This is a genomic window from Microlunatus sagamiharensis (genome assembly GCF_900105785.1).
Classification (GTDB): Bacteria; Actinomycetota; Actinomycetes; order Propionibacteriales; family Propionibacteriaceae; genus Microlunatus; species Microlunatus sagamiharensis.
Map to the genome: position 1 here is coordinate 309,729 of NZ_LT629799.1, position 24,276 is coordinate 334,004.

At 72.7% G+C, this 24,276-nt stretch carries 24 protein-coding genes; 12 read left to right on the forward strand and 12 right to left on the reverse strand.

Going from position 1 to position 24,276, the window contains the following annotated elements; genetic code table 11:
• Positions 1–22: 22 nt before the first annotated feature.
• Genes BLU42_RS01395 through BLU42_RS01410 form a run of 4 tightly spaced genes read right to left on the reverse strand, consistent with a single transcriptional unit; the run spans position 23 to position 4,504 of the window.
• Positions 23–1,096 carry an ABC transporter ATP-binding protein gene (locus tag BLU42_RS01395; protein ID WP_172825726.1) on the reverse strand — a complete coding sequence of 358 codons (1,074 nt, stop codon included), beginning with the start codon at positions 1,094–1,096 and terminating at the stop codon, positions 23–25.
• Positions 1,093–2,019, reverse strand: a complete 927-nt coding sequence (locus BLU42_RS01400; protein ID WP_091072696.1) for an ABC transporter permease — start codon at positions 2,017–2,019, stop codon at positions 1,093–1,095. The genes BLU42_RS01395 and BLU42_RS01400 overlap by 4 nt, the downstream gene beginning before the upstream one ends.
• Positions 2,016–2,957, reverse strand: a complete 942-nt coding sequence (locus tag BLU42_RS01405) for an ABC transporter permease (RefSeq protein WP_091072699.1) — start codon at positions 2,955–2,957, stop codon at positions 2,016–2,018. Before BLU42_RS01405 ends, BLU42_RS01400 begins: the two co-directional genes overlap by 4 nt.
• Entirely contained in the window at positions 2,954–4,504 is a 1,551-nt protein-coding gene (locus BLU42_RS01410) for an ABC transporter substrate-binding protein (protein WP_091072702.1), read from the reverse strand. Before BLU42_RS01410 ends, BLU42_RS01405 begins: the two co-directional genes overlap by 4 nt.
• 174 nt (positions 4,505–4,678) lie before the next feature.
• On the opposite strand from BLU42_RS01410, the gene BLU42_RS01415 reads away from it, so the two are divergent.
• Genes BLU42_RS01415 through BLU42_RS01425 form a run of 3 tightly spaced genes read left to right on the forward strand, consistent with a single transcriptional unit; the run spans position 4,679 to position 8,407 of the window.
• The gene (locus BLU42_RS01415) at positions 4,679–6,820 is read left to right on the forward strand and encodes an amidase family protein (protein ID WP_157719709.1); all 2,142 of its coding nucleotides are present in this window, start codon (positions 4,679–4,681) and stop codon (positions 6,818–6,820) included.
• Positions 6,817–7,530, forward strand: coding sequence for an SDR family NAD(P)-dependent oxidoreductase (locus tag BLU42_RS01420; RefSeq protein ID WP_091072707.1), 714 nt, complete (start codon positions 6,817–6,819; stop codon positions 7,528–7,530). The genes BLU42_RS01415 and BLU42_RS01420 overlap by 4 nt, the downstream gene beginning before the upstream one ends.
• A 19-nt stretch (positions 7,531–7,549) precedes the next feature.
• Positions 7,550–8,407, forward strand: a complete 858-nt coding sequence (locus BLU42_RS01425; protein WP_091072710.1) for an alpha/beta fold hydrolase — start codon at positions 7,550–7,552, stop codon at positions 8,405–8,407.
• A 27-nt stretch (positions 8,408–8,434) separates the two neighbouring features.
• Here BLU42_RS01425 and BLU42_RS01430 read toward each other — a convergent pair whose 3' ends face one another.
• From BLU42_RS01430 to BLU42_RS01450, 5 genes are all read right to left on the reverse strand, one after another.
• The gene (locus BLU42_RS01430) at positions 8,435–9,115 is read right to left on the reverse strand and encodes a GntR family transcriptional regulator (RefSeq protein WP_091072716.1); all 681 of its coding nucleotides are present in this window, start codon (positions 9,113–9,115) and stop codon (positions 8,435–8,437) included.
• A 142-nt stretch (positions 9,116–9,257) separates the two neighbouring features.
• Entirely contained in the window at positions 9,258–9,881 is a 624-nt protein-coding gene (locus BLU42_RS01435; protein ID WP_091072719.1) for a rhomboid-like protein, read from the reverse strand.
• A gap of 32 nt (positions 9,882–9,913) precedes the next feature.
• Positions 9,914–10,669, reverse strand: coding sequence for a decaprenylphospho-beta-D-erythro-pentofuranosid-2-ulose 2-reductase (locus BLU42_RS01440; RefSeq protein WP_091072723.1), 756 nt, complete (start codon positions 10,667–10,669; stop codon positions 9,914–9,916).
• A gap of 42 nt (positions 10,670–10,711) precedes the next feature.
• Positions 10,712–12,181 carry an FAD-binding oxidoreductase gene (locus tag BLU42_RS01445; RefSeq protein WP_091072725.1) on the reverse strand — a complete coding sequence of 490 codons (1,470 nt, stop codon included), beginning with the start codon at positions 12,179–12,181 and terminating at the stop codon, positions 10,712–10,714.
• Entirely contained in the window at positions 12,178–13,170 is a 993-nt protein-coding gene (locus BLU42_RS01450) for a decaprenyl-phosphate phosphoribosyltransferase (RefSeq protein ID WP_091072728.1), read from the reverse strand. Before BLU42_RS01450 ends, BLU42_RS01445 begins: the two co-directional genes overlap by 4 nt.
• Positions 13,171–13,272: 102 nt before the next feature.
• On the opposite strand from BLU42_RS01450, the gene BLU42_RS01455 reads away from it, so the two are divergent.
• Complete coding sequence (locus BLU42_RS01455) at positions 13,273–13,725, forward strand: hypothetical protein (RefSeq protein WP_091072730.1); 453 nt, start codon at positions 13,273–13,275, stop codon at positions 13,723–13,725.
• A 12-nt stretch (positions 13,726–13,737) separates the two neighbouring features.
• On the opposite strand, the gene BLU42_RS01460 is transcribed toward BLU42_RS01455, so the two are convergent.
• Positions 13,738–14,319 carry a hypothetical protein gene (locus BLU42_RS01460; RefSeq protein ID WP_157719710.1) on the reverse strand — a complete coding sequence of 194 codons (582 nt, stop codon included), beginning with the start codon at positions 14,317–14,319 and terminating at the stop codon, positions 13,738–13,740.
• Positions 14,320–14,550: 231 nt separating this feature from the next.
• On the opposite strand from BLU42_RS01460, the gene BLU42_RS01465 reads away from it, so the two are divergent.
• Both BLU42_RS01465 and BLU42_RS01470 read left to right on the forward strand, forming a co-directional pair.
• The gene (locus BLU42_RS01465) at positions 14,551–15,075 is read left to right on the forward strand and encodes a Dps family protein (RefSeq protein WP_091079039.1); all 525 of its coding nucleotides are present in this window, start codon (positions 14,551–14,553) and stop codon (positions 15,073–15,075) included.
• A 136-nt stretch (positions 15,076–15,211) separates the two neighbouring features.
• Positions 15,212–16,633 carry an aminotransferase class I/II-fold pyridoxal phosphate-dependent enzyme gene (locus tag BLU42_RS01470; RefSeq protein WP_091079042.1) on the forward strand — a complete coding sequence of 474 codons (1,422 nt, stop codon included), beginning with the start codon at positions 15,212–15,214 and terminating at the stop codon, positions 16,631–16,633.
• Between the two features lie 81 nt (positions 16,634–16,714).
• Here BLU42_RS01470 and BLU42_RS01475 read toward each other — a convergent pair whose 3' ends face one another.
• Together BLU42_RS01475 and BLU42_RS01480 are read right to left on the reverse strand one after the other, a co-directional pair.
• Positions 16,715–17,212: a DUF309 domain-containing protein gene (locus BLU42_RS01475; RefSeq protein ID WP_091072735.1), complete on the reverse strand. Its 498-nt coding sequence runs from the start codon at positions 17,210–17,212 to the stop codon at positions 16,715–16,717.
• Positions 17,209–17,871 (reverse strand): TIGR03085 family metal-binding protein, encoded by a 663-nt coding sequence (locus BLU42_RS01480; protein ID WP_157719711.1) that lies wholly within the window; start codon positions 17,869–17,871, stop codon positions 17,209–17,211. Before BLU42_RS01480 ends, BLU42_RS01475 begins: the two co-directional genes overlap by 4 nt.
• A 124-nt stretch (positions 17,872–17,995) precedes the next feature.
• Between BLU42_RS01480 and BLU42_RS01485 the strand changes: the two genes are divergently transcribed.
• From BLU42_RS01485 to BLU42_RS01510, 6 genes are all read left to right on the forward strand, one after another.
• Positions 17,996–18,790, forward strand: a complete 795-nt coding sequence (locus BLU42_RS01485; protein WP_157719712.1) for a nitrilase-related carbon-nitrogen hydrolase — start codon at positions 17,996–17,998, stop codon at positions 18,788–18,790.
• Positions 18,791–18,888: 98 nt separating this feature from the next.
• Positions 18,889–20,214: a histidinol dehydrogenase gene (gene hisD, locus BLU42_RS01490; RefSeq protein ID WP_091072744.1), complete on the forward strand. Its 1,326-nt coding sequence runs from the start codon at positions 18,889–18,891 to the stop codon at positions 20,212–20,214.
• 132 nt (positions 20,215–20,346) lie between these two features.
• The gene (locus BLU42_RS01495) at positions 20,347–21,672 is read left to right on the forward strand and encodes an ABC transporter substrate-binding protein (RefSeq protein WP_091072747.1); all 1,326 of its coding nucleotides are present in this window, start codon (positions 20,347–20,349) and stop codon (positions 21,670–21,672) included.
• Between the two features lie 95 nt (positions 21,673–21,767).
• A complete protein-coding gene (locus BLU42_RS01500; RefSeq protein ID WP_091072750.1) occupies positions 21,768–22,646 on the forward strand; it encodes a carbohydrate ABC transporter permease in 879 nt (292 codons plus the stop codon).
• Positions 22,643–23,557 (forward strand): carbohydrate ABC transporter permease, encoded by a 915-nt coding sequence (locus tag BLU42_RS01505; protein ID WP_091072754.1) that lies wholly within the window; start codon positions 22,643–22,645, stop codon positions 23,555–23,557. The genes BLU42_RS01500 and BLU42_RS01505 overlap by 4 nt, the downstream gene beginning before the upstream one ends.
• The gene (locus tag BLU42_RS01510; protein WP_091072757.1) at positions 23,554–24,258 is read left to right on the forward strand and encodes an alpha/beta fold hydrolase; all 705 of its coding nucleotides are present in this window, start codon (positions 23,554–23,556) and stop codon (positions 24,256–24,258) included. The genes BLU42_RS01505 and BLU42_RS01510 overlap by 4 nt, the downstream gene beginning before the upstream one ends.
• The last annotated feature ends 18 nt before the right edge of the window (positions 24,259–24,276 follow it).

The following is a 24,276-nucleotide window of genomic DNA, read 5'->3' on the forward strand; positions in this document are numbered from 1 at the left end:
GAGCCTGTCGAAGGGCTCGCGCTCATCCGTGCACCCCCTCGACCGCTGCCTCGCCGACCTGCCCCGGCCACTCCTGCGGCTCGTGCGCCCGCCAGCAGGCGCTGGTGTGCCCGGCGGAGAGCGGCATCAGCGGCGGTCGCTCCGTACGGCAGCGGTCCACGACCGCGGGGCAGCGCGGGGCGAACGCGCACCCCCCGATCGGCTGCAGCAGGTCCGGCGGTGCGCCGGGGATCGTCAGCAGCCGGTGCACGGGGGCGTCCGGGTCGGGGACCGAGCGCAGCAGCGCCGCCGTGTACGGGTGCCGCGGGGCCGACAGCAGCACCTCGGTCGCGCCCTCCTCGACGACCCGCCCGCCGTACATGACGTCGAGCTCGGAGCAGGTGCTGCTGACGACCGCGAGGTCGTGCGTCACCAGCACCAGCCCGACGCCGTCGTCGCGACGGAGCCGGCCGAGCACGTCGAGCACCTGCTTCTGGATCGTCACGTCGAGCGCCGTGGTGGGCTCGTCCGCCAGGATCAGGCCCGGCTCCGCCGACAGCGCGATGGCGATGCAGACGCGCTGCCGCATGCCGCCCGACAGCTCGTGGGGGAAGGCGCGGTAGCGCTGCTCGGGGTCGCGGATCCCGACCTGCGCGAGCAGGTCGAGCGCCCGGGCCCGGGCCTCGGTCCGGCTCATGCCGAGCCGCTGGCGCGGCACCTCGGCGACCTGGTCGCCGATGCGCATCGTCGGGTTCAGCGCGGTGAGCGCGTCCTGGAAGATCATCGCCATCGTCGAGGAGATGTGCTCGCGGCGCTGCGCCGGGCGCATCCCGGTCACGTCCGTGCCCGCCACGACGACGCTGCCGCCGGTGATCACCGCCGGCGACGGCAGCAGGTCCATCGCCGCGCGCAGGGTCAGGCTCTTGCCCGACCCGGACTCGCCGACCAGCCCGAGGGCCTGCCCGGCGTACGCGGTCAGCGACACCCCACGCACGGCGTGCAGCCGGCCCGAGGGGAGCGGGATCTCGACGTCGACGTCGTGCAGCTCGAGCACCGGGGTGCCCACCGCCGGGGCGCTGCGCGGCTCGCGCACGGGTCCGTCCACGAGGGTGCTCACCGTCGTCCGCTCCGCTGCACGACGCCGTCGGCGACGAGCGCGAGGGCGAGGCCGGTGACGACCACGGCGAGACCGGGCACCGCGGTCAGGTACCACTTGGTGAACACGAAGTTCTGACCCTCCGAGATCATCGAGCCCCAGTCGGGGGTGGGCGGCGGGACGCCGAGGCCGAGGTAGCCGAGCGTGACGATGGCCAGGATCGAGAGCACCACGTCGCTCATGGCGAAGACGAACGCCTGCAGCAGCACGTTCGGTAGCAGGTGCCGCAGCAGGATCCGCCAGGTCGGCAGCCCGCTGGCCCGGGCGGCGAGCGCGTACTCCTGCTCGCGTGCGACCAGCACCTCGCCGCGCACGATGCGGGCGTACGCGACCCAGCCGACGAGCGTGATCGCGATGTAGATGCTCGCCGTGCCCTGCCCGAGCGCGAAGACCAGGGCGATGATCAGCACGAAGGACGGGAACGCGACGACCATGTCGACGACGCGCATCAGCACCAGGTCGAACCACCCGCCGAACCAGCCCGCCAGCAGCCCGAGCGTCGTCCCGATGATGAACGGGAACAGCACGGCGAGTGCCCCCACCCGCAGGTCGACGCGGGCGGCGTACAGGAGCCGGGTGAAGACGTCGCGCCCGAGCTGGTCGGTGCCGAGCAGGTGCCCGTTGCCGGGCGGCTGCAGGGACGCGGTCAGGTCCTGCTTGATCGGGTCCCACGGGCTCAGCACCGGCGCGAGCACGCCGGCCAGGATGATCACGACCAGCAGCGAGAGCCCGATGACCAGCGTCGGGTTGAGCCGCAGCACGCCGTCGCCGGTGCGGTTGCGGAGCCAGGGCAGCCGGGACGGCTGGGTCGGACCGAGCGGCTGGAGCGGCTGGGTGGGCTCGCCGGGACCCACGGGGCCTGCGGTGAGTGGGGCGGCGCTCATGCGAGCTCGATCCGCGGGTCGAGGGCGGCGTGGGCGAGGTCGGTCAGCAGGTTGACCGCGACGACCATCAGCGCGAAGACGAGCGTCACACCCTGCACCACGGGGAAGTCCCGGTTGAAGATCGCGTCGAGCATCATCGTGCCCATCCCCGGTAGCGCGAAGACGCGCTCGACGACCAGCGTGCTGCCCACGAGGTAGGCGATGTTGACGCCGAGCACGGTGATCGAGGAGACCGCGGCGTTGCGCAGCGTGTGCGCGGTGATCACGCGGCGGTGGGACAGCCCCTTGGCGCGCGCGGTCACGACGTAGTCGCTGTCGAGCACGCCGATCATGGACGTCCGCAGGCTGCGGATGAGGATCGGCGTCAGGGCCAGCGCGATGGTCAGCCCGGGCAGCACGATCGAGCTGAGGTGCTGCACCGGGGTCTTGCCGAAGCCCGACACCGGGAAGGCGTGCACCTTGAGCGCCAGCAGCAGCACGAGCATGATCCCGACCCAGAAGGTCGGCATGCCCAGCCCGACGAGCGGCACGGCCCGCACCACCTGGTCGGCGATCCGGTCGCGGTGCGTCGCGGCGAGGACGGCCAGCGGAACGCTGATCAGCAGCGCCAGCACCGTCGCCGCGACGAGCAGCCACAGCGTCGCCGGGAGCCGGTCGGCCAGCAGCGAGCTGACGTCGGTGTCGTACAGGATCGAGCGCCCGAGGTCGCCGTGGAGCAGCCGGCCCAGGAACGACAGGTACTGCTCCCAGATCGGGCGGTCCAGCCCGAACTTCACGTGCAGCGCGGCGACGGCCTCGTCCGTGGCCCGCACGCCGAGCAGCGTGCGGGCCGGGTCGCCCGGCACCAGGTGGATCAGGAAGAACACGATCACCGAGATGCCGAGCAGGACCGGGACGGTCGAGAGCAGCCGACGGCCGACGTACGCGACGTGCCTCACGAGCCGAGCGTCACGTCTTCGAGGTGGTAGTTCCCGGTCGGGTAGACCTGGAAGCCGCTCACCTTGGTGCTGTAGGCGTAGCTGAAGGGGGAGTAGTAGAGGAAGCCCATGAAGGCGTCCTCGGCGGCCTGCTTCTGGATCGCGGAGTAGAGCTCCTGGCGCCCGGCCGTGTCGAAGGTCTGCTGCGCCTTCTTCGTGTCGGCGATGACGGTCGGGTTGTCATAGCTGGTGTAGAAGGAGTGGCTGCCGGCGTCGGGGTCGACCGCGAAGGTGACGAGCTCGTCGGGGTCGGCGATGTCCATCGTCCAGTAGGAGTGGCTGATCTGGTACTTCTGCTCCTGCTGCAGGTCGTGCGCCGCGCTCGGGTCGACGTTCTGGATCTTCATGTCGATGCCCAGCTCCTTGAGCGAGGACTGCAGGACCTGGGCGAGCGCCTGGTCGGTGCTGTCGCCGGAGGAGGCGAGGAAGGTCGTCGAGAAGCCGTTCGGCACCGAGGACTGGGCCATCTCCTCCTTGGCCTTGGCCATGTCGTACGTGATGCCCGGCGTCGCCGCGTCGTAGAAGGGGACGTTCGGCATGAGGAACGAGTTCGCGGGCGTCCCGTTGCCGAAGAGCAGCGTCTTGACCAGGGCCTCGCGGTCGATGGCGTAGGAGATCGCCCGGCGCACGTGCACGTCGTCGTACGGCTTCTCGTTCTGGTTCATCATGATGTAGTCGGTCTTGGTGCTGGGGAAGAGGTCGACCTTGACGTTCGGCTGGCCCTTGAGCTGCTCGAGCGTCGAGAACGGCGGGTTCTCGTTGATCTGCGCCTGGCCGCCCTGGATCTGCACGTTGCGCGAGTTGTCGTCGGGGACGACCTTCCAGGTCACGCTGTCCAGAGCCGGCTTGCCCGCGTCCCAGTAGGTGGGGTTCTTCTTCAGCTGGATCTCGGTGCCCTTGTTCCAGTGGTCCCAGACGAACGGGCCGGTCCCGATCGGGGCCTTGTAGAAGTCGTCGTGGCTCTTGCCGGCGTAGTCCTTCGGCAGGACCGCGTTGTTGAAGTTCGCGAGATCGGCCAGCAGCGGGGACCACGGGTACTTGGTCTTGATCACCACGGTCGCGTCGTCGGGCGCCTCGACCGACTTGATCGCCACGTCGAGGAACTCCCAGCCGCCCTTGGTCGCGCGGGCCTTGTCCAGGCTGAACTTCACGTCCGCCGAGGTCATCGGCTGGCCGTTGCTGAACTTCACGCCCTGCTTGAGCTTGAAGGTCCAGGTCAGCTTGTCGTCGCTGAGCGTGTGGCTCTCGGCCAGCAGCGGCTTGACGTCCTTGCCGTCGGGCGTGACCTCGTAGAGCGACTCGAACATCTGCTGGAAGACCCAGATCGAGGAGTTGGAGAACACCATCGTGTTGTCCATCGAGACGCTGTCCTGGGGCCGGACGATCACGAGGTCGCCCCCGGCGGCGCCGGAGGTCGAGGTCGACGGGGTGGAGCCGTTGTCGGCACAGGCCGCGGCTCCGCCGAGGCAGAGCACGGCGGTGACGAGGGCGGCGAGGGGCTTGCGCACGAGGTCCTCCGAGGGTGGGGCGGATGGTCGTCAGGCGGGGTGTCGAGCGGGGTGGTGAGCGGTCGAGCAGCAGGCGAAGGCTGAACGAGTACTGAGATATCAGCAGTAAGTCACGTGGATGTTAAGGCTTCGTGTCGGCTTGCGGTACCCCCCGCCGCCCCGCATGCTTCAGCCGTGCGCACGGTCGTGGTCGGGGCGGGAGCGGTGGGTGGCGTGGTCGCGGCCCACCTCGTACGAGGTGGTCACGACGTCCTGCTGTGCGACGCCGACCCCGACCAGGTGGCCGCGCTCGATGCGGCCGGCCTCACGATCGCGCGCCAGCCGCAGGACGTCACCGGGCAGGACGTCGTCGTGCCGGTCACGGCGGTGCTCCCGACCGCGCTGCCCGAGCGGGTCGACCGCGTGCTGCTGGCCGTGAAGTCCCACCACACGCGGGCGGCGCTCGAGCCGCTGCGCCACCGGCTGGCGCCCGACGGCTACGTCGTCACCCTGCAGAACGGCATGACCGGCGCGGTGGTCGACGACGTGCTCGGGCCCGGCCGGCGGGTCAGCGCCTTCGTCAACTTCGGGGCCGACGTCGTCGAGCCGGGCGTGGTCGCGCAGGGCAACGTCGCGACCGTCCGGGTCGGCGAGCCGGGCGGCGGGATCAGCGATCGGGTGCGTGAGGTGGCCGCGCTGCTCCCGTACGCCGAGGCGACCGACAACATCGACGGCTACCTGTGGAGCAAGGAGGCGTACGGGGCGATGCTCTTCGCCACCGCCGTCTCCGACCTGACCATCGCCGAGGCGCTGGGCGCGGCCGCGTACCGGCCGCTGTTCCTGGCGCTGGCCCGCGAGGTCGTCGAGCGGGCACCCGTGCGGCTCGAGACGTTCGACGGCTTCGACCCCGGCGACCTGGAGGGTTCGCTGGAGCGGCTCGTCGCCTTCAACGCCGCGAGCGGCAAGGCGCGGACCGGGGTCTGGCGCGACCTCGCCGTCCGGCACCGCAAGACCGAGGTCGACGACCTCGACGCCGTCGGCGGGCCGCTGGTCCACCAGGTCGCGGCGCTGGTCCGCTCCATCGAGGCGGGGGAGCGGCGGTGCGAGACCGCGAACCTCGACCTGCTCGCCGCGTACGAGCGCCTGGAGAGGGTCGGCCGACCGCTGGCCGCGGTGGTCGAGGCTCTGCCCGCCCCGCGTCGGGCGCCCGACGGGCCGCTGCTCGGCGTGCAGGTCGCGGTCAAGGACATGATCGACGTCGCCGGGGTGGTCCGGGGCAACGGCAACCCGCGCTCCATGGCGGAGGGCGCGCCGGCGGAGCAGGACGCACCCGTCGTGGCCCGGTTGCGGGCGGCCGGCGCCGACGTCTTCGCCACCGCCGCGCTGCTCGAGTACGCCGCGGGCGCGCAGCACCCCGGGCTCGCGGAGGCCCGGAACCCGGCGGACCCGACGAGGACCGCGGGCGGGTCCAGCGGGGGTTCGGCGGCCCTGGTCGCCGCCGGCGTCTGCGCCGCCGCGCTCGGCACCGACACCGGCGGCTCGATCCGCATCCCCGCCTCCTACTGCGGCTGCGTCGGGATCAAGCCGACCCACGGCCTCGTGCCCGTCGACGGCGTCACGCCGCTGTCGCCCTCCCTCGACCACGTCGGGGTGCTCGCGGTCGACGTGCCGACGGCCGCGCGGGTCCTCGGCGCGGTCGCCGACCTGGGTCCGCTGCCCGCACTCCTAGCCGCGACGGCGCTGCGGGTCGGGGTGCTGGTCGCCGAGCTCGCCGACCCGGCGGTCGAGCCGGGCACCCGGGCGGCGGTGCAGGCGGCGCTCGACCGGCTCGTCGCGGCCGGGGCGCAGGTCAGGGAGGTCGACGTCGCCCCGCTGCGGGCGCTCCACGCGACCTTCGAGCCGGTCCTGCTCCACGAGGCGTGGCGCGAGCACGAGGCCCTGGCCGCCGACCCGGACTGGTTCGGTCCCGACACCGACCGGCTGCTGCGCCTCGGCCGTGACGTGACGCCCGAGCAGCACGCCGCGGCGCTGGCCCGACGGGCCGAGCTGCTGCCCGCGGCCGATCGCATGCTCGACGGGGTCGACGTGCTGCTCGGCCCCGCCGTCGCCTTCACCGCGCCGGGCACGACGCCGGTGATCGACTCCGAGGCGGGCGCGGTCGAGGGCCTGTTCTCGATGGGCGCGAACCTCACCGGCTGGCCCGCGCTCGTGCTGCCCTGCGGCCACGACGACGGCCTGCCCGTCGGGGTGGAGCTGATGGGTCGCCGCGGTGGCGACGCCGCGCTGCTCGCGGCGGCGGCGACCGTCGAACGGGTGCTCGGAGAGGTGGACGCATGACGGGACTGGCAGGCCGGACCGCGGTGGTGACGGGGGCCGCGCACGGGATCGGGGCGGCGATCGTGGCCGCCCTCCAGGCCGACGGGGCGACCGTGCACGGCCTCGACCTCGAGGCCGAGGGCGAGCTGCGCGTCGACGTCAGCGACGCGGCCGCGGTCGGGGCGTTCGTCGACCGGGTCGGACCGGTCGACGTGCTCGTGAACAACGCCGGCGGCGTCCGCGGCCAGACCGGCCGCCCGCTCGAGGAGGTCACCGACGACGACTGGCGGTCGGTGGTCGACGCGAACCTGACGAGCACGTTCGTCTGCACCCGCGCCGTCGTGCCCGGCATGAAGTCGCGCGGCTGGGGCCGGATCGTCAACATCTCCTCGGGCGCCGGCCGGAGCGTGAGCCTGACCGGCATCCAGGCCTACGCGAGCGCCAAGGCAGGCCAGATCGGCCTGACGCGGCAGACCGCGCACGAGCTGGGGCAGTTCGGGATCACGGTGAACTGCATCGCGCCCGGCTTCGTCCTCTCCAACCCGAGCACGCAGCGCCAGTGGGAGTCGTACGGGCCCGAGGGCCAGGCCGCGCTCGTCGCGGGCATCGCGACGCGCCGGCTGGGGCAGCCCGAGGACATCGCCAACGCCGTGCGGTTCTTCACCGCCGAGGCGTCGTCGTGGGTGACCGGGCAGACCATCGCCGTCGACGGCGGGCACGGGATCTTCTGATGATCGAGGGAGTCGCACGATGAGGGTGAGCATCAACGGGGCGGAGCTCGAGGTCGAGGTCCTCGGCGACGACGGCAGCGAGGCGGCGCAGGCCAAGCCGCTGCTCGTCGCGCACCACGGCGGCGGCGGGATCGGGTCAATGGCCGAGCCGCGCTCGACGTTCGGTCCGCTGGCCGACCGCTTCCGCGTGCTCGTCTTCGACGCCCGCGGGTGCGGGCGCAGCGAAGCCGTCCCGCCGTACAGCCACGCCCAGTGGGTCGCCGACGTCGACGCGCTGCGGGCGTGGGCCGGGGCCGAGCGCTGCGTGGTCGCGGGCGGTTCGTACGGCGGGTTCATCGCGCTGGAGTACGCCCTCGCGCACCCGGACCGGACGCAGGCCGTCGTGCTCCGCGACACCTCCCCGGACTCGTCCAACCTTGCGCTCGCGTACGAGAACGCGCGGCAGCAGAACCGCGTGGAGATCGACTGGGAGCACTTCGACCGCTACTGGCAGGGCCGCGTCCGCAGCGACGACGAGCTCAAGGCGCTGTGGGCCGAGCTGATCCCGCTGTACGACCACGACCCGGACCCGGCCCGCGCGGCCGCCTCGGTGGAGGCCGGGATCTACCGCCACGAGTCCCACAACTGGTGCTTCCAGCACAACATGCCGGCCTACGACCTCAAGCCGCGGCTGGGTGAGGTTCGCTGCCCGGTGCTCGTCACCGTCGGCCGCTACGACTGGGTCACCCCGGTGTCGATGTCGGAGACCATCGCCTCCCTCGTGCCCGACGGACGGCTCGTGGTCTTCGAGGAGTCTGGCCACTCGCCCCAGGTCGAGGAGCGCGACGCCTTCCTCGCCACCGTCCGCGGCTTCCTCGACGAGGCCGTCCCCGCCTGAGCCGGGCGGCAGGTCGCTCCGGCACGGTCAGTGCCGGAACGCGTCCTGGATCGTCCCGCGCGAGACGGCGAGGTGGTCGCGCATGGCCTGCTCGGCCGCGTCGGAGTCGCCCGCGGCGACGGCGTCGATCAGCTCGGCGTGGGAGAGCATGGCCGCCCCGCGCGGCTCGTGGGTCGTCCAGTAGGAGCGCCAGAAGCGCAGGCTGTGCTGCAGCAGCCGCTCGACGGCCTCGACGAGCAGGTCGTTGCACGTCATCTCCACCAGGTGGGCGTGGATGGCGTGGTCGGCGTGCAGGTGCTGCTCGATGGCGTCGCTGGCCCGGACCTCGTCGGCCGAGTCCGCCAGCGCGCGCAGCCGCTCGAGCTGGGCCGGGGTCGCCCGGCGCGCAGCGAGGTGCGCGACGCCGCACTCGATCGCCTCGCGCGCCTCGAACATCGCCAGCACCTCCGCGAGCCCGAGCGGGGTGACGAAGGTGCCGCGGCGGGGCACCACGGAGACGAAGCGGTCGACGGCCAGCCGGGCGAGGGCCTCCCGGACCGGCATCCGGCCGAAGCCCGTGCTGGCCGCGAGCTGTTGCTCGTTGAGCACGGCGCCGGGCGGCAGGCGGAGGTCGACGACCATGTCCCGCAGCTGGAGGTAGGCCAGGTCGCTGGCTCTCGGTTCCGGGGCCGTGAGCAGCAGCGAACCCGGATCCGGTGCGTGCCCCATGCCGTCCGTCCTCCCCCTCGCCGGTCGCGGCCGACCAGGTCGGCAGCGGCTCGTGCGCGGGGTCCCGTGCCGGGCGGTCGGTCTGTACGCGGCTCAGCATAAGGTCGCCCCGCGCAGCTCACCCCAGCCCAGCCCCGCCCCGTCATCCCTGCCGGTGCTGGCCGAGCGTGCCGATCGCGAGGGGATCGGGCTCCCGACGCTGCCGGTCACGTCGCAGGGCCGGCCCGGCGAGCAGCGCCGCACCGATGGCGACGACGTGCCCGACGGCCGGCACGTCGAGCCGGGTCAGCCCGCCGAAGAGGTGGGGCGCCAGGGCAGCGAACCCCAGCCCCGACGCGACCCGGCCACCGGTGGCACCCAGCACGAGCCCGAGGACCAGGGCCGGGGCGACGACGTACGAGGGTCCGACGTCGATCATGGAGCGCGCGGTCCCCGGCGCGTCACCGAGGCGGATCTGCAGCGCCAGGACGGACTGGCTCACGAGCGTGCCGAGCACGTGGGTCGAGGCGAGCAGGCCGGCGAGGCGGAGGCCGCCCAGCGCCTGCCCCGCGGCGCCGAGCCCGATCAGCGCCAGCGCGGCGAGGGCGAGCACGTCGCTCTCCGCGACGAACGCCGAACCCGCGAGCGCCTGCACCGGGTGGTCGGCGAGGTTGTCCAGGTCCGTGCTGAGGTAGGCCAGCCACGCGTCGCGCACCGGCGCCGGGCGCGAGGCGACCGCCGTGGCGACGACCCCGAACAGCGACGCGTACGCCAGCGCGACCCGCACAGTCCTAGTCCGGCCCCGCCGCGCGACGCGGGCTAGAGCGGCAGCTTCCGGAACAGCGGGCGGGGCACGTGGCGCAGCCCCGACATGACGAAGCGCATGGGCACGGGCACCCAGATCAGCTCCCGCCTGGCGGCGACGGCGTCGACGGTCGCGTCGGCGACCTCCTCGGGCGTCGCGGCCAGCGGGGCCTCGTCGAGACCGTCGGTCATCTTCGACTTCACGAAGCCGGGGCGGACGACGAGCACGCGGACGCCGGTGCCGCGCAGTGCCTCGCCGAGACCGAGGTAGAAGCCGTCGAAACCGGCCTTGGTGGAGCCGTAGACGAAGTTGGAGCGGCGTACGCGCTCGCCGGCCACGCTCGAGAGCGCCACGATGACGCCGTGGGCCTGGGCCTTCAGGCGCTCGGCCAGCAGCACGCCGAGGTGCACGGGGGCGGCGTAGTTGACCTCGGCCAGCTCGAGCGCGTGCTCGGCGTCCTGCCAGGCCTGCTCGGCGTCACCCAGCAGCCCGAAGGCCACGACCGCCACGTCGATGTCGCCCTCGGCGAAGGCCGCCTCGATCGTCGCTGCGTGCGACGCGTGGTCGCGGGCGTCGAGGTCGACCTCGGCCACGCGGCAGCCCAGCCCGGTCAGCTCGGCCGCGGCTGCCGTACGCCGCTCGCCCGGACGCGCTGCGAGCACGACGCGCAGGCCGCCGCGCCGGGCGTACTTCCGCGCGATCGCCAGGGCGATGTCGGAGGTCCCTCCCAGCAGGAGCAGCGAGGAGGGGTTGCCGGTCGCGTTGATCAAGGAGCTGCTTTCGTCGGAGGGTGAGCGTCGAGGGGGAGCCACCTAGATCTCCAGGCGGCGGGCGAGGTCGGAGCTGAAGAGGTGCTGCGGGTCCACCGCGTTGCGCACGGACAGGAAGTCGTCCAGGCGCGGGTACATCTGGCGGAACCGCTGCGCGGTGAGCCGGGAGTCCTTGGCCAGGTAGACGCGGCCGCCGGCGCCGACGACCTCCTCGTCGAGCGCGTCGCAGAGCCGGTCGAGGCCGGGCTCGATGGGCAGGTCGACGGTGAGCGTCCAGCCCGGCATCGGGAAGGACAGCGGCGACAGGTTGCCCGGGCCGAAGCGCTTGAGCACGTTGAGGCAGGACAGATGGCCCGACGTCACGATCATCTCGAAGCACCGCTTGAACGTCTCGGGCTGGTCGAACGGCACGGCGAACTGGTACTGCAGGAAGCCGTTCGGGCCGTAGAGCCGGTTCCACTCGGCCACGATGTCGAGCGGGTGGAAGAACTGCGTGATGTTCTGCAGCTCGCCCACGCGGTGCTGCGGCGCCTTGCGGTACCAGAACTCGCTGAAGGCCTTGGCCGTCAGCTTGTTGACCATGCGGTTGGGGAAGACCTCGGGGATGGTGCCGAAGGAGGGTGCGGCGAACTTGAGCGGGTCGCGGCGCTGCTTGGGCTCGAGCTGCGACAGCCTGGCCTTGTCGCCGCGGGTCAGCACCGCCCGGCCCATGTGCTTGCCGCGGGTGACGGCGTCGAACCACGCGACGGAGTAGTTGTAGTCCTCGTCGCCCTCGCTCATCCGCGCCATCAGGTCGTCGATGTCGCTGCAGCGGTCGGTGTCGACGGTGAAGTACGCCGTCTCGACGCGCTGGAGCTCCACGACGGCGGCGACGATCGCGCCGGTCAGGCCCATGCCGCCGATGGTGGTCCAGAAGAGCCGCCCGTCGTCGTCCAGACCCTCCCAGCTGCCGCCCGTGGGGCGGGTGAGCGTCCGCACGCTGCCGTCGGGCGTGAGGAGGTCGAGCGAGCGGACGTGGTTGCCGAAGCTGCCCTGGGTGTGGTGGTTCTTGCCGTGCACGTCGGCGGCGATGGCGCCGCCGATCGTCACCTGGCGCGTGCCCGGCAGCACCGGGACCCACAGCCCGAAGGGCAGCAGCGCCTTCATCAGCGTGTCGATGCTCACCCCGGCCTGGACGGTGACCGTGGCCGGCTCCGCGGCGACGTCGACGGCGAGGATCTTGTCGAGGTGCGTGAGGTCGAGCGTCGCGCCGCCGGAGTTCTGCGCGGCGTCGCCGTAGCTGCGCCCCAGGCCCCGCGGGGTCACGCCGCGCCCGGCGCTGCTCCGCAGGGCGGACACCGCGTCCGCCACGGACTCGATGCCGTGCAGGTGCGACATCGCGCCGGCCGCGCGGCCCCAGCCGTGGATCTCCACGAGCCGCTGCGGGATGGGCGGCTGCTGCTCGATCTCGGAGGGCCGGATGTGCGGCAGGTCGAGGTCGTTGCCCAGGGGGGCGGCGGGGAAGGCGTTCATCGGGAGAACACTCCGATCGAGATGATCACGAGCCACAGCAGGCCGACGCCCTGGAGCACGCGGTCGTGCAGGACGACCTCCTCCGGCTCCCCGGCGTGGCCGGCGTCGACCTCGAGGGCGTACTGCAGGAGCCCCAGCGTGAAGGGGGCGATGGAGATGGCGGTCCAGGGGATGGTGAAGGCCCCGGCGCCGCCGTTGGTGAAGGCCCACAGGCTGTAGGAGATGAGGACCATCGCCGCCGCGAGCATCCACGCGAAGCGCAGGTAGGACTCCGAGTAGCGCTCCAGCGAGCGGCGGGTGCCCGCCTCGCTGCCGAGCGACTTGATCTCGGAGTAGCGCTTGCCGGCGACCATGAAGAAGGAGCCGAAGGCGGCTACCAGCAGGAACCACTGGCTGAGCGGGATGTCGCTCGCCACGCCGCCGGCGATCGCACGGAGCAGGAAGCCCGAGGCGACCATCGCCAGGTCGACGACCGGCAGGTGCTTGAGGAAGGCGGAGTAGAGCAGCTGCAGCCCGACGTAGATGACGAGCGTGACGCCGAGCTGCGGCGAGGTGAGGAAGCCGACGGTGAGCCCGATCGCCCCGGTGATCACGGCCAGCACGATCGCGGCCTGAGGGCGGAGCTCGCCGGCCGCGATGGGCCGGAACCGCTTGCGGGGGTGGAGCCGGTCCTCCTCGACGTCGCGGACGTCGTTGACCAGGTAGACCGTGGCGCTCATCAGGCAGAAGGCGACGAAGGCCAGCGCCGAGCCGAGCAGGACGTCGCGCTCGAAGAGCCGGCCGGCGGCCAGGGGCGCGGTGAAGACGAGGACGTTCTTGACCCACTGCCGCGGGCGCATCGCGCGGACCGCGGCGGGCAGGCGGCTGCGGCGCGGCTCCTCGAGCAGGTGCTCCTCGGGGATCGCCGGCACCGCCGGGGTCGCCGCGGGCGCGGACGGGTCGAGGGGTGCCGACCCGGTCGAGGCGGGCCGTGGCGAGGTGTCGGTCATCAGACCTCCGATGGTATCGGCGCGGACCGACAAGACCGGCCACCCGGCGCGGGGGCCTGTCGGGCGGCCGAGGACCCGTACGCCAGCGGCTACTCTCGCCCGGTGCTCACGCCCCCGGCCGTCCGTCGGGCCCTCCGTCGGAGCCTGGGCGCCGCGCTGGTCGTGGTGACGCTCGCCGCCTGCGGGGCGGCGCCCCGGCCGGACGTCCCCGTCCCGCCGACGCCGTCGGCGACCGCGCCGGTGCAGGTTCCGTCGGACGGGGTCAGCCTGGCCGGGCTCGGCTTCACCTACGGCCCGGTCGACCGCGTGTTCGCCCCCTTCGGCGCCCAGGTCGCCTCGCGGGTCGACCAGCCGGACAACGTCACCCTCGTGATGACCGCGCCGTCGGCGGCCGACCTGCTCGCCTTCTACCGGCGTACGGCGGTCGCCAACGGCTTCGCCGTCATCGCGGACGACCCGGCGACGACGACGCTGACCTTCTCCGGCTTCGGCTGGACGGGCACCTTCACCGGGGACGAGCGCGCCTCGGCCCTGCTGCTGCGCCCGGCCGCCTGAGCCGGCGGCCGCTCAGAGGTCGTCGACCAGCCAGCGGCCGTCCTGCTTGACCATCGAGATCTTCGCGGTGTCGTCGGGGCTCGTCTGCACCGTCTTCCAGCTGCCCCCGCGCCGTACCTCGATGCGGTTCTCGTACTTCACGGTCGCGGTGGCGCTCTCGGCCTTCAGCCCGGTGACCTTCGGGGCGCCCAGGAACTTCGTCTTCGTGCGGGCGTCGCCGCCGAAGCGGGTCTTGAACGTCTTCGTCGCCGCCTCCAGGTCGGCCTTCTCGAAGGAGCTGAGTGCCTTCTTCGTCATCAGCGGCTCCAGCCTGTCCCGGTAGTCGGCGTAGCTCTGGTCGGAGGAGAAGCCGAAGGCCGCCGTGACGAAGTCCTTCGCGGTCTCGACGACCTGGTCCTTCTCGGCCGCCGGGTCGCTCGTGGGGGTGGCGGAGGGCGCGCTCGACGACGCCGCGCTGCTGCTGGGTGCGGCCGCCGTGCTCGCGGGGGCGGACGAGCCCTCGGGCGCGGCCGACCCGCTGCCGGCGCCGCAGCCGGCGAGCAGGGGCAGCGCCAGGGCGGCTGCCACCAGTGACGTCGAGATCCGGGTCCTCATCGTTCGCCTCCATGATCATACCGGCGCCGCCTTCCGGGTCGGAAGATCGACAGCGCCGGGGAGGAACGTTGCCGGACCGAGCGTCGAGCCGCAGGCGAACGGGGAGTTGTCCACAGCCTCTCCGGAACTTCTTCGCCGGTGTCCACCACGTGAGAGGTCGCGCGGAGGAGGAATGGCGTCCACGGACGAGGAGTTGTCATTCGTGCACGACCTGACGGAGAGGATGTGGACATGACCACCAGCACCACCGAGAAGAAGCGCACCTACAAGCCGGCCTTCAAGGCCGACGAGAAGCTGGCCGCGAACCTGCAGAAGGTCGCGGTCGACCTGATCAACCTGCACGTCGTGGGCAAGCAGGCCCACTGGAACGTCGTGGGCAAGAACTTCCGCGACCTGCACCTCCAGCTCGACGAGCTGGTCGAGGCCGCGCGCGAGTTCTCCGACGACATCGCCGAGCGGATGCGCTCGATCTACGTCACGCCGGACGGCCGCGCCTCCACGATCGCGGCGACGTCGACGATCGCCGAGTTCCCGGCGGGCGAGGTCGACACCGCCGAGACGGTCGACCTGATCGTGGCCGCGATCTACGCGACGGCCGGCACCATGCGCGAGGTGCACGACGAGGTGGACGAGGCCGACCCGACCACGGCCGACCTCCTGCACGGCTTCCTCGAGCGCCTCGAGCAGCTCGCCTGGATGATCGAGGCCGAGAACCGCGTGGCCAACAAGACCGCGCCGACGCCCGTCCAGGAGTGACGCGGGGTCGTACGCGACCTCGCCCGGCCTGAGCAGGCCGACCAGCCGGAGCCCGGCGACCCCACGGGGTCGCCGGGCTCTGCTGCGGACGAAGTACCTCCGGGATCCGCCGGCGACGGCTGGCAGCATGCCGCGCATGACTCTGCACGAGGCGCGGTACGAGGAGCGCCTGCGGGCCGACGCCCCGCTGCTCGACGCCTACCTGCGCACGCTCGAGGCCGACGGCGCGCCCTTCACGATCCCCGGTCACAAGCGGAACCCGTCGATGGGTCGCGTCGTCGCCGGCGACGTCCCCCTGTACGGCGGGCTCGACTCGGTCTCGCTCGCGGGCGGCACCCTGCTCGAGGCCGAGCGGCGCGCGGCGGTGCTCTGGGGCGCGGACGTCGCCCGCTTCTCGGTCGGCGGGTCCACGCACGGCAACCAGGCCCTCGCGCTCGCCGTCGGCCGGCCCGGCGACGCGGTCGTGGTGCCGCGGACCCTGCACCGCTCGCTGCTGCTCGGGCTGGTGCTGGCGGGGCTCGACCCCGTCTGGCTGCCCACCCGCGTCGACACCGCGACGGGGCTGCCGCTGGGGTGCCGCGCGGCGGACGTCGAGCGGTGCCTGCGTGAGCGCCCCGACGTCGTCGCGGTCTTCGTCGGCGACCCGACCTACGTCGGGACGGTCGGAGAGCTGGAGCGCACCGCCGCGGTCGTGCACGCGCACGGCGTGCCCCTCCTGGTCGACGCGGCGTGGGGCGCGCACTTCGGCTTCCACCCGGCGCTGCCGCCGCACGCCCTCCGGGCCGGCGCCGACGCGCTCGTGACCAGCGCGCACAAGATGCTCACCGGCTACTCGCAGGCCGCGCTCGTCCTGGCCCGCACCGGGCGGATCGACCCCGAGCGGCTCGCCCTCGGCTTCGAGGCCGGCAACACCACCAGCCCGGCCGGCGCGGTCCTGGCCAGCACCGATGCAGCCCGGGCGCTGCTCGAGCTCGACGGCCCCGCGCTGCTCGGCGCCGTGGTCGGGCTCGTCGCCGCGGCGCGCGCCCGGCTCGGGGAGGTCGACGGGCTGGCGGTGCTGGGCTCGGTCGAACCCACCAAGCTCGTCCTCGGTCTCGCGGGCACCGGCGCCGACGGGGTGGCCGTCGGCCGCGACCTGCGCGAGGCCGGCGTCGAGGTCGAGATGGCCGAGCGCGACTGGCTGGTCCCGATCGTCAGCCTCGCCGACACCCCGGCCACGGTCGACCGGCTGGTCACCGCGCTCGTCGAGGCCGTCGGTCGCCGCGCGGGTGCTCCCCGCGAGACCGCCGTGGCCGCCAGCTGGTCGGTCCGTCCGGACATCGTCCTCTCACCGCGCGAGGCCTTCTTCGCCGCCGCGACGACGGTGACCGCGCGCGAGGCGGTCGGCCGGGTCTGCGCCGAGCTCGTCGCGCCCTACCCGCCCGGCGTCCCGGTCCTGGCCCCGGGGGAGCGCGTCACCGCCGAGGCGGTCGAGAGCCTCCAGCGCGCCGCGGCCGCCGGCACGCGCATCGCGTACGCGGCCGACCCGACCATCGCCACCCTCCGGGTGGTCGCCTAGCTCGCCCGCTCCCGGATCGCCCGCTCCTGACCGCCGAGCGGTAGGTTGCGGCGCCCCGCCAGCGTCAGAACGCGCGGCAAGCTACCTCTCGGCGGGTTGGCGGAGCACCGGGACCCGCACCTCGCTCTTCGGCTCGGGCAGCGAGCCCAGCACCTCGTCGCACCAGGCGACGAGACCGGCGACGTCGATCCCGTACGGCGGCGCGTCGGCGTAGAGCGCGACCCGCCGGCGGGCGCGCTGCAGGAGCGTGGTCGCGCCTCGGGGGTTGCCGCGCAAGAGGTGGGTGAGCCCGACGGCGAGCTGGGCGAGGCCCTGCCAGAGCTCGCGCTCGTCCTCCGGCGCGGCCTTCCAGCTGGCCTCGAGCACCTCGTGGGCGTGGAACGGCATGCCCGCGTCGAGCAGCCGCTGGGCCTCGGCGAGCGCCGGGTCGGGGGCGAGGACGAGGTCCTCCGGCACGCGCTCGACGCCGACCGCGCCGCGGGGGAGCGGGCGGCCGAGGGCGTCGCGTGGCCGGGCGTTCTGGGCGCGGCCGCGCGCGTCGCGCTCCCGCTCGAGGCGCGCGGGCTCCTCCGTGCTCACCGGTCCGCGGCCCAGCGCCGCAGCCGCGCGACCGCGTCGGGCTCGCCGTCCAGCTCGACCCGGGCCACGCTCGTGCGCCCGCTGGTCCACAGTGCGAGCTCGACGGGCTCGCCGGTGACGGTGACCGTCGGACGCTTCCGCGAGTGCCGCACCTGACCGCCGGGCCGTGCGAGGTCGACGCCGACGGGCGCGCTGCGCAGCGAGAGGGCGAACGGGCCGAGCTGGCGCCACACCGCGTCCTGCTGCGCCTCGGGCAGCGGCCGCGGGCCGGCGGCGTCCGGGCCGGCCCGGCGGACGTCCTCGTGGTGGATGACGTACTCGAGCAGGTTCGTCTGCTCGGCCGCCCAGCTGAAGGGCGACCAGCGCGGCGCGCCCGCGGCGAAGCGGTCGACCAGCGCCGCGTACCCCTGCGGGCTCCGGGCACGGCCGGTCAGCCGGGTGAGGCCGGGCTCGTCGCCCGGTCCGCGACGCGACACCACGTCGCCGAGCGCGGCCACGAGGTCGTGCTCGCGCTGCACGAGGTGGGCGACGAGACGGCGTACGTCCCAGCCCTCGTCGAGCGTGGGGGCGTCGGGGTCGGCCGCCCGCAGCGTCGCGACGAGCGCGTCCCGCTCGGTGCTCACCCAGCGCGTACGGGACCCTGCGGCGTCGTCGACCATCGGGCCAGCATAGGAAGAGGGATCCACCATCGACCGCGCCCCGAGCCGTCACCAGATCGTCACGCAGAAGCAGCACGCCCGACGAGCCGCTTTGCCACGATGCTGCCGTGATCACGGTGGCGGCGTGCCAGGTACCGGTCGACATCGACGACCCGGAGAAGACGCGACGGATCGTCGCGGAGTCGGTGGGGAGGCGGCACGCCTCGGCGCCCGTCTCGTCGTCCTGCCCGAGCTGGTGCTGTGCGGGTCGCTGTTCGTCGACGCCGCCGAGTCGAGCGCCCGCGCGGAGCCGCTCGACGGGGAGTCGGTGCGCTTCCTGGCCGACCTGTCGCGGGCGTACGGGCTCGTCCTCGTGGCCGGCTTCTGCGAGGTCTCCGGGCTGGCGAAGCCGTACAACAGCGCGGTCGTCATCGACGGCGGCGAGCTGCTGGCCGTCTACCGCAAGACCCACCTGTGGGACTTCGAGCGCGAGCTCTTCACCCCGGGCCCGGTCCTGCCGCCCGTGGTGCCGACGTCGGTCGGGGTCGTCGCGCCGCTGATCTGCTACGACCTGGCCTTCCCCGAGGTCCTGCGCAGCGTCGCGCTGCGCGGCGCCCAGCTGGTGGCCTCGCCCGCCAACTGGCCGGACTCGACCAGCCCGGCCACGCGGCCGCCCGAGGTGTCCAAGGCGATGGCGTCGGCGGCCACCAACCGGCTCGTCGTCGTGGTGGCCGACCGCGTCGGGCCCGAGCGCGGCTGCCGCTGGGTCGGGGGCAGCGTCGTGGTCGACCACGAGGGCTACCGCGTGGCGGGGCCCGACTTCGGGATCGAGACCGTCCTGGTGGCCGACGTCGACCTCGAGGCCACCCTCGACAAGCGCCTCGGCGGGCGTAACCACGTCTTCGACGACCGCCGCCTGGACCTCTACGCGTCCTGCTGAGCCGTGGCCCGGGGGCCTCGTCTCGCTCGTGTCACGATCAGTCGACAGGTCGGTGCCCCTGGTTGCCAAGACGCGGCTGAACTCTCTAAGTTATACGTATGCACCTGACCCCGTCCGACGCGCGTCGCATCTCCGGTTCCTACTCCGTCGTCCGCCAGCCCGACCGCCCGGACGTGGCCGCGCAGTCCGATCCCAAGGTGATCGAGACCGTGTCGGCGATGCTGTCGGAGATCGAGCGCGACGGCCTGCCCGCCGTCCGCCGCTACGCCGAGCGCCTGGACGGCTGGACCGGCGGCGAGGACTTCGAGGTGCCCGAGTCGTCCTGGGGCGCGCTGACCGACACGCTGCCGCAGGACCTGCGCGACGCGCTCGACGCGGGCGCCGAGCGCACCCGCCGCTTCGCCGAGATGCAGCGCGCGCGCCTCACCGACTTCGAGGACGAGGTGATCCCCGGCGTCGTCTGCGGCCAGCGCTACGTGCCCATCGGCAGCGTCGGGGCCTACCTGCCCGCCGGCCGCTTCCCGCTGCTCGCCAGCCCGTTCATGACCGTCGGCGTGGCCCGGGCGGCCGGCGTGCCGAACGTCGTCAGCTGCACGCCGCCGTCGCTGCACGGCCAGGTGCACCCGGCCGTCCTCTACTCCGCCCGCGCGTCGGGCGCCCACCGGGTCTTCGCGCTCGGCGGCGTCCAGGCCCTCGCCGCGATGGCCTTCGGCCTGCTCGACGGGGTGCCGGCGGACATGATCGTCGGCGCGGGCAACGCGTTCGTGGCCGAGGCCAAGCGCCAGCTCTACGGTCAGGCGGGCATCGACGTCCTCGCCGGCCCGTCGGAGGTCGCGGTCATCGCCGACGAGAGCGCCACCGCCGAGATGGTCGCCGCCGACCTGCTGGCCCAGGCCGAGCACGGCCCGACGTCGCCGGCCTGCCTGGTCACCACGTCCGCCGAGCTCGGGGCCGCGGTCGAGGTGGAGATCGAGCGGCAGCTGGAGGGCCTCGCCACCCGGGACATCGCCGGTGCGGCCTGGCGCGACTGGGGCTCGATCTACGTCGCCGACTCGCCCAAGACGGCGGTCGAGATCATGGACGTGCTCGCCCCCGAGCACCTCGAGATCCTCGCCGAGGACACCGACTTCTACCTCGAGAACATGCGCAACTACGGCTCGCTCTTCCTCGGCCCCTGGTCGACCGTCGCGTACGCCGACAAGGGCATGTCGGGCACCAACCACGTGCTGCCCACCGGGCGTGGCGCGCGGTACACGGCAGGGTTGTCCGTGGCACGCTTCCTCAAGCAGCTGACCTACCAGAAGGCCACGCGGGCCTCCACGGAGGCGCAGGCGGGCCCGGTCGTGACGATCGCGGACTTCGAGGGCATGCCGGGCCACCGCGACAGCGCGCAGCTCCGGCTGGACCTCATCGCCCGCGGCTAGGGCGCGGTCGACGCGCACCGTCCGGCGCACCGAGCGCTGGACGTGCGCACGAGGGACAACTGAATACGTATGGCATAGCTCGTGCTCGACCCGCTTGCGTCCGAAGTCACCGAAGATCGAGAAGAAGGTCCCATGCGTCTCCACAGTCCCATCCGTCGCACCACCCGATTGCTCGCCGTCGGCATGGTCGCCGCCTCGTTGGCCCTGACCGCCTGCGGCGCCGGTTCCCGCACCGGTGCGGCGACCGCCACCAAGGTCGCCTGCGACTTCACCAACCCGGCCCAGCCGACCACGGTGAACGTGCTCGCCTACAACTCCTCGGCCGTCGACCCCTTCAGCAACACGATGGTCGCCAGCTGCACCCACGACAACGTCACGGTCAAGCACGACCCGATCGACTTCTCCGGTCAGGTGGAGAAGACGACCGCGACGCTGGCCGGCGACTCCGGCACCTACGACATCGTCGAGACCTACACCTACGCGATCCCCGACCTGGCCTCGCGCGGCAAGCTCGCCCCGCTCGACGACCTGCTCGCCAAGTACAAGGACAAGTACGAGCTGGGTGAGCTCGACCCGAACACGCTGAAGTCGATGACCTACGACGGCAAGCTCTACGGCCTGCCGATGCAGTCCCAGCTGCTGGTCATGGCCTACCGCAAGGACCTCTTCGACAAGAACGGACTGACGCCGCCGACCACGTTCGAGGAGATGCGCAGCGACGCCAAGAAGCTGCAGGACGCGGAGGGCATGGACTACCCGATCGCCCTGCCGCTGCTCTCCACCGCCGACCTCGACACGGCGTTCGCCGCGGCGCTGGGCTCGCAGGACAGCGCCTTCTTCGTCAACCCCGACACCAAGAAGCCGAACTTCGACCAGGACCCGACGGCGAAGGCGCTCGAGCAGCTCAAGTCGCTGCAGCCGTACATGGACCCGCAGGTCACGACCTTCGACCAGCCCAAGGTCCAGCAGCAGCTCTACAACGGCAAGGCGGCCATGGCCGTCATGTTCTCGGGCCGCATGAACGACCTGACGCAGGAGAAGAACACGAAGCTCTTCAACGACTTCGCCTTCGCCGCGCCGCCGGCGGTCTTCGAGGGCGGCAAGGCCTACAGCACGGTCTCCACCGACGGCTGGTCGATCCCGTTCAACACCAAGGTCGACAAGGACCTGCTCTTCGAGATCATGGGTGCCTCGGTGAGCAAGGACGCGTCGCAGGCCTCCGTGCCGGCCGCGTTCCCGGCCCGGACGACGGTCGACCAGAGCTCGTCGCCGTACGCCGCGGCGGCGAAGGAGTCGCTGGCCAAGGGCCCGACGAAGGAGATCCAGCCCTACGTCCCGGCCGTCAGCACGGCCATCCGTCCCATCCTCGCCAACTACATGGCGGGCAAGGTCAGCGTCGAGGAGGCTCAGCAGCAGATGCAGTCCGCGGCTGAGAAGGTCATGGCGGACTACAAGTAGCCGCACGTGACGGGTGGGGTCCGCAGGTCGGGCCCCACCCGTCACGGCCGTGGGCCGCCCGGCCCGCCACACCGCACGCGACGAGGGGAAGCGCCATGAAGAGACGGCAGTTCTGGGCGATGGTCGCGCCCAGCGTCGTGGTGATGTTCGGGTTCATGCTGCTGCCGCTCTACCAGACGGTGCGCTGGAGCTTCGAGAGCGTCGACTACGGCGCGGCCGGCACCTGGATCGGCCTCGAGAACTACCGCACCGCGCTCGCCGACCCCCGCCTCGGTCGGGCCGTGATCTTCACCATCGGGCTCACGGTGGTCGCCGCCGCGGTCTGCGTCGTCGCCGGCTACGTCCTGGCCGCGCTGGTCAACAAGCTCGGCCGCCGCACCCGGCCCCTGGTGCTCGGCGTCCTGCTGATCTCCTACGTCTCGCCCCACATCGTCGGCGCCACCGCCTTCTCCTGGCTCTTCGACTCCAACTTCGGCGGGGTCGTCGACTACGTCCTGAACGGCCTCACCGGCGGTGCCTTCGGCCAGCCGCTGTGGTTCGTCTCGACCTGGCCCAACCGGCTGGTCATCCTGCTGAACGTGGTGTGGTTCATGCTGCCGTTCGCGATGCTGATGATCCTCGCGGGGCTGCAGGGCGTCTCGGAGGAGACGCTGGAGGCGGCCGAGATCGACGGCGCCTCGCCGCTGCAGCGCCACCTGCACGTGATCATCCCCAGCATCCGCGGCGTCCTCGGCTTCGTGGTGCTGATCCTGACCATGGACGTGCTGCGGACCTTCGACTCGCTCATCCCGCTCGCCCCGCAGTCGCTGACGAACGGCAACGAGTCGCTCATGTTCTTCATCTACCGGGTCGCCTTCAGCGAGGCCACGCGGAACCTCGGGCTCGGCAGCGCCATCAGCGTGCTGACGATCGTCCTCATCCTCATCCTGCTGGCCCCGTCCATCCGCAACCTGGTGAAGGAGTCCCGGGCGTGACCGTCGACCTTCCCGCCACCGGCACGCGCACGGTGCCCACCCCCAGCCGCGCCGCGGCCGACGTCACCCGCCGGAGCGACCGCTCGCGGCGCCGTCGGCGCCGGTCCGGCCCGATCGTCGCGGTCGCGCTCACGGTCGTCTGCCTGCTGATGATCGCCCCGTTCGCCTGGGCGGCCTTCTCGAGCGTCAAGCCGACCGACGTGGCCTTCGCCAACCCCCCGGTGTTCAGCTTCGCGCCGACCTTCCAGCCGTACGTCGACCTGTGGCAGACCACGGACTTCTACCTCTACCTGATCAACACGATCCTCGTCGCGGTGATCAGCACGATCGTGGCGCTGCTGATCGGGTTGCCGTGCGCGTACGCGCTGTCGCGCTACGGCGGCGTCTCCTCGCTGGTGCTGCTCATCCTGGCGCTCGTCTTCCGTGCCCTGCCGCGCTTCGCCGTGGTCCTGCCGATGTACGACATCTCGCGCTCCCTCGGCATCTACGACACGACCTACGCCCTCGCCGGCGCGCTGATCGTGATCAACCAGCCCTTCACGATCTGGTTGCTGCGCAACTTCTTCACCGAGATCCCGCTCGAGCTCGACGAGGCCGCGATGGTCGACGGCTGCACCCGCTTCGGCGTGCTGCGCCGGATCATGATCCCGCTGATGGGGCCCGGCATCCTGACCGCCGGGATCTTCGTCTTCCTCTTCGCCTTCCAGGAGTACCTGACCGCGGCGGTGCTGACCGACACGACGTCCAAGACGGTCCCGGTGTTCATCGCCACCCAGCTCGGGCAGAACCTGCCGCTGCTCCAGCAGGCCTCCGCGGCCACCGTGCTGCTGACGCTCCCGGTCATCGGGATCGCGCTGATCGCGCAGAAGTACCTCGTCGCCGGGCTCGCGTCCGGCGCCGTCAAGGGGTGAGCGCCGGCTCCTCGGAGCCGCTCGTCCTCCTGCCGGGCTCGGGCTGCACGGCGGCGCTCTGGTCGCGGCTCACCCTGGACGGCGAGGTCCTGACGCCGGTGCTGCGGGAGCCGACGCTCGACGGCGAGGTCGACCGGCTGCTCGCGGCGCTGCCCGAGCGCTTCGCGCTGGCCGGGCTCTCGCTCGGCGCGATCGTGGCCATGGCCCTCGTCCGTCGCGCCCCCGAGCGCGTCAGCCGGCTCTGCCTGATGTCGACCAACCCGTACGCCCCGACGCCGGCGCAGCACGAGGCGTGGGCCGCGCAGCGTGCGGTGCTCGCCGACGTCGGGGCCGTCGGGTTGCAGGAGTCGCTCCTCCCGCTGCTGCGCTCACCCGGACGCACCGACCTCGACGCGGAGATCGTGGGCATGGCCGAGGAGCTCGGCCCGGAGACGTACGCGGCCCAGTGCCGCCTGCAGGACACCCGGGTCGACGAGCGGCCGGGGCTGGTGCAGGTTCGCTGCCCGACCCTCGTCGTCGCCGCCCGCGACGACCGCCTCTGCCCGCTCGAGCGCCACGAGGAGATCTCGCGCCTCGTCCCGGGCGCCGAGCTCGTCGTCCTCGACGACTGCGCCCACCTGTCCCCGCTCGAGCAGCCGGAGGCGGTGTCCGGCCTCCTGCGCCGCTGGCTCGCGGGCGCGGCCGGCGAGAACGCTCCCTGAGCCTGTCGAAGGGCCTCG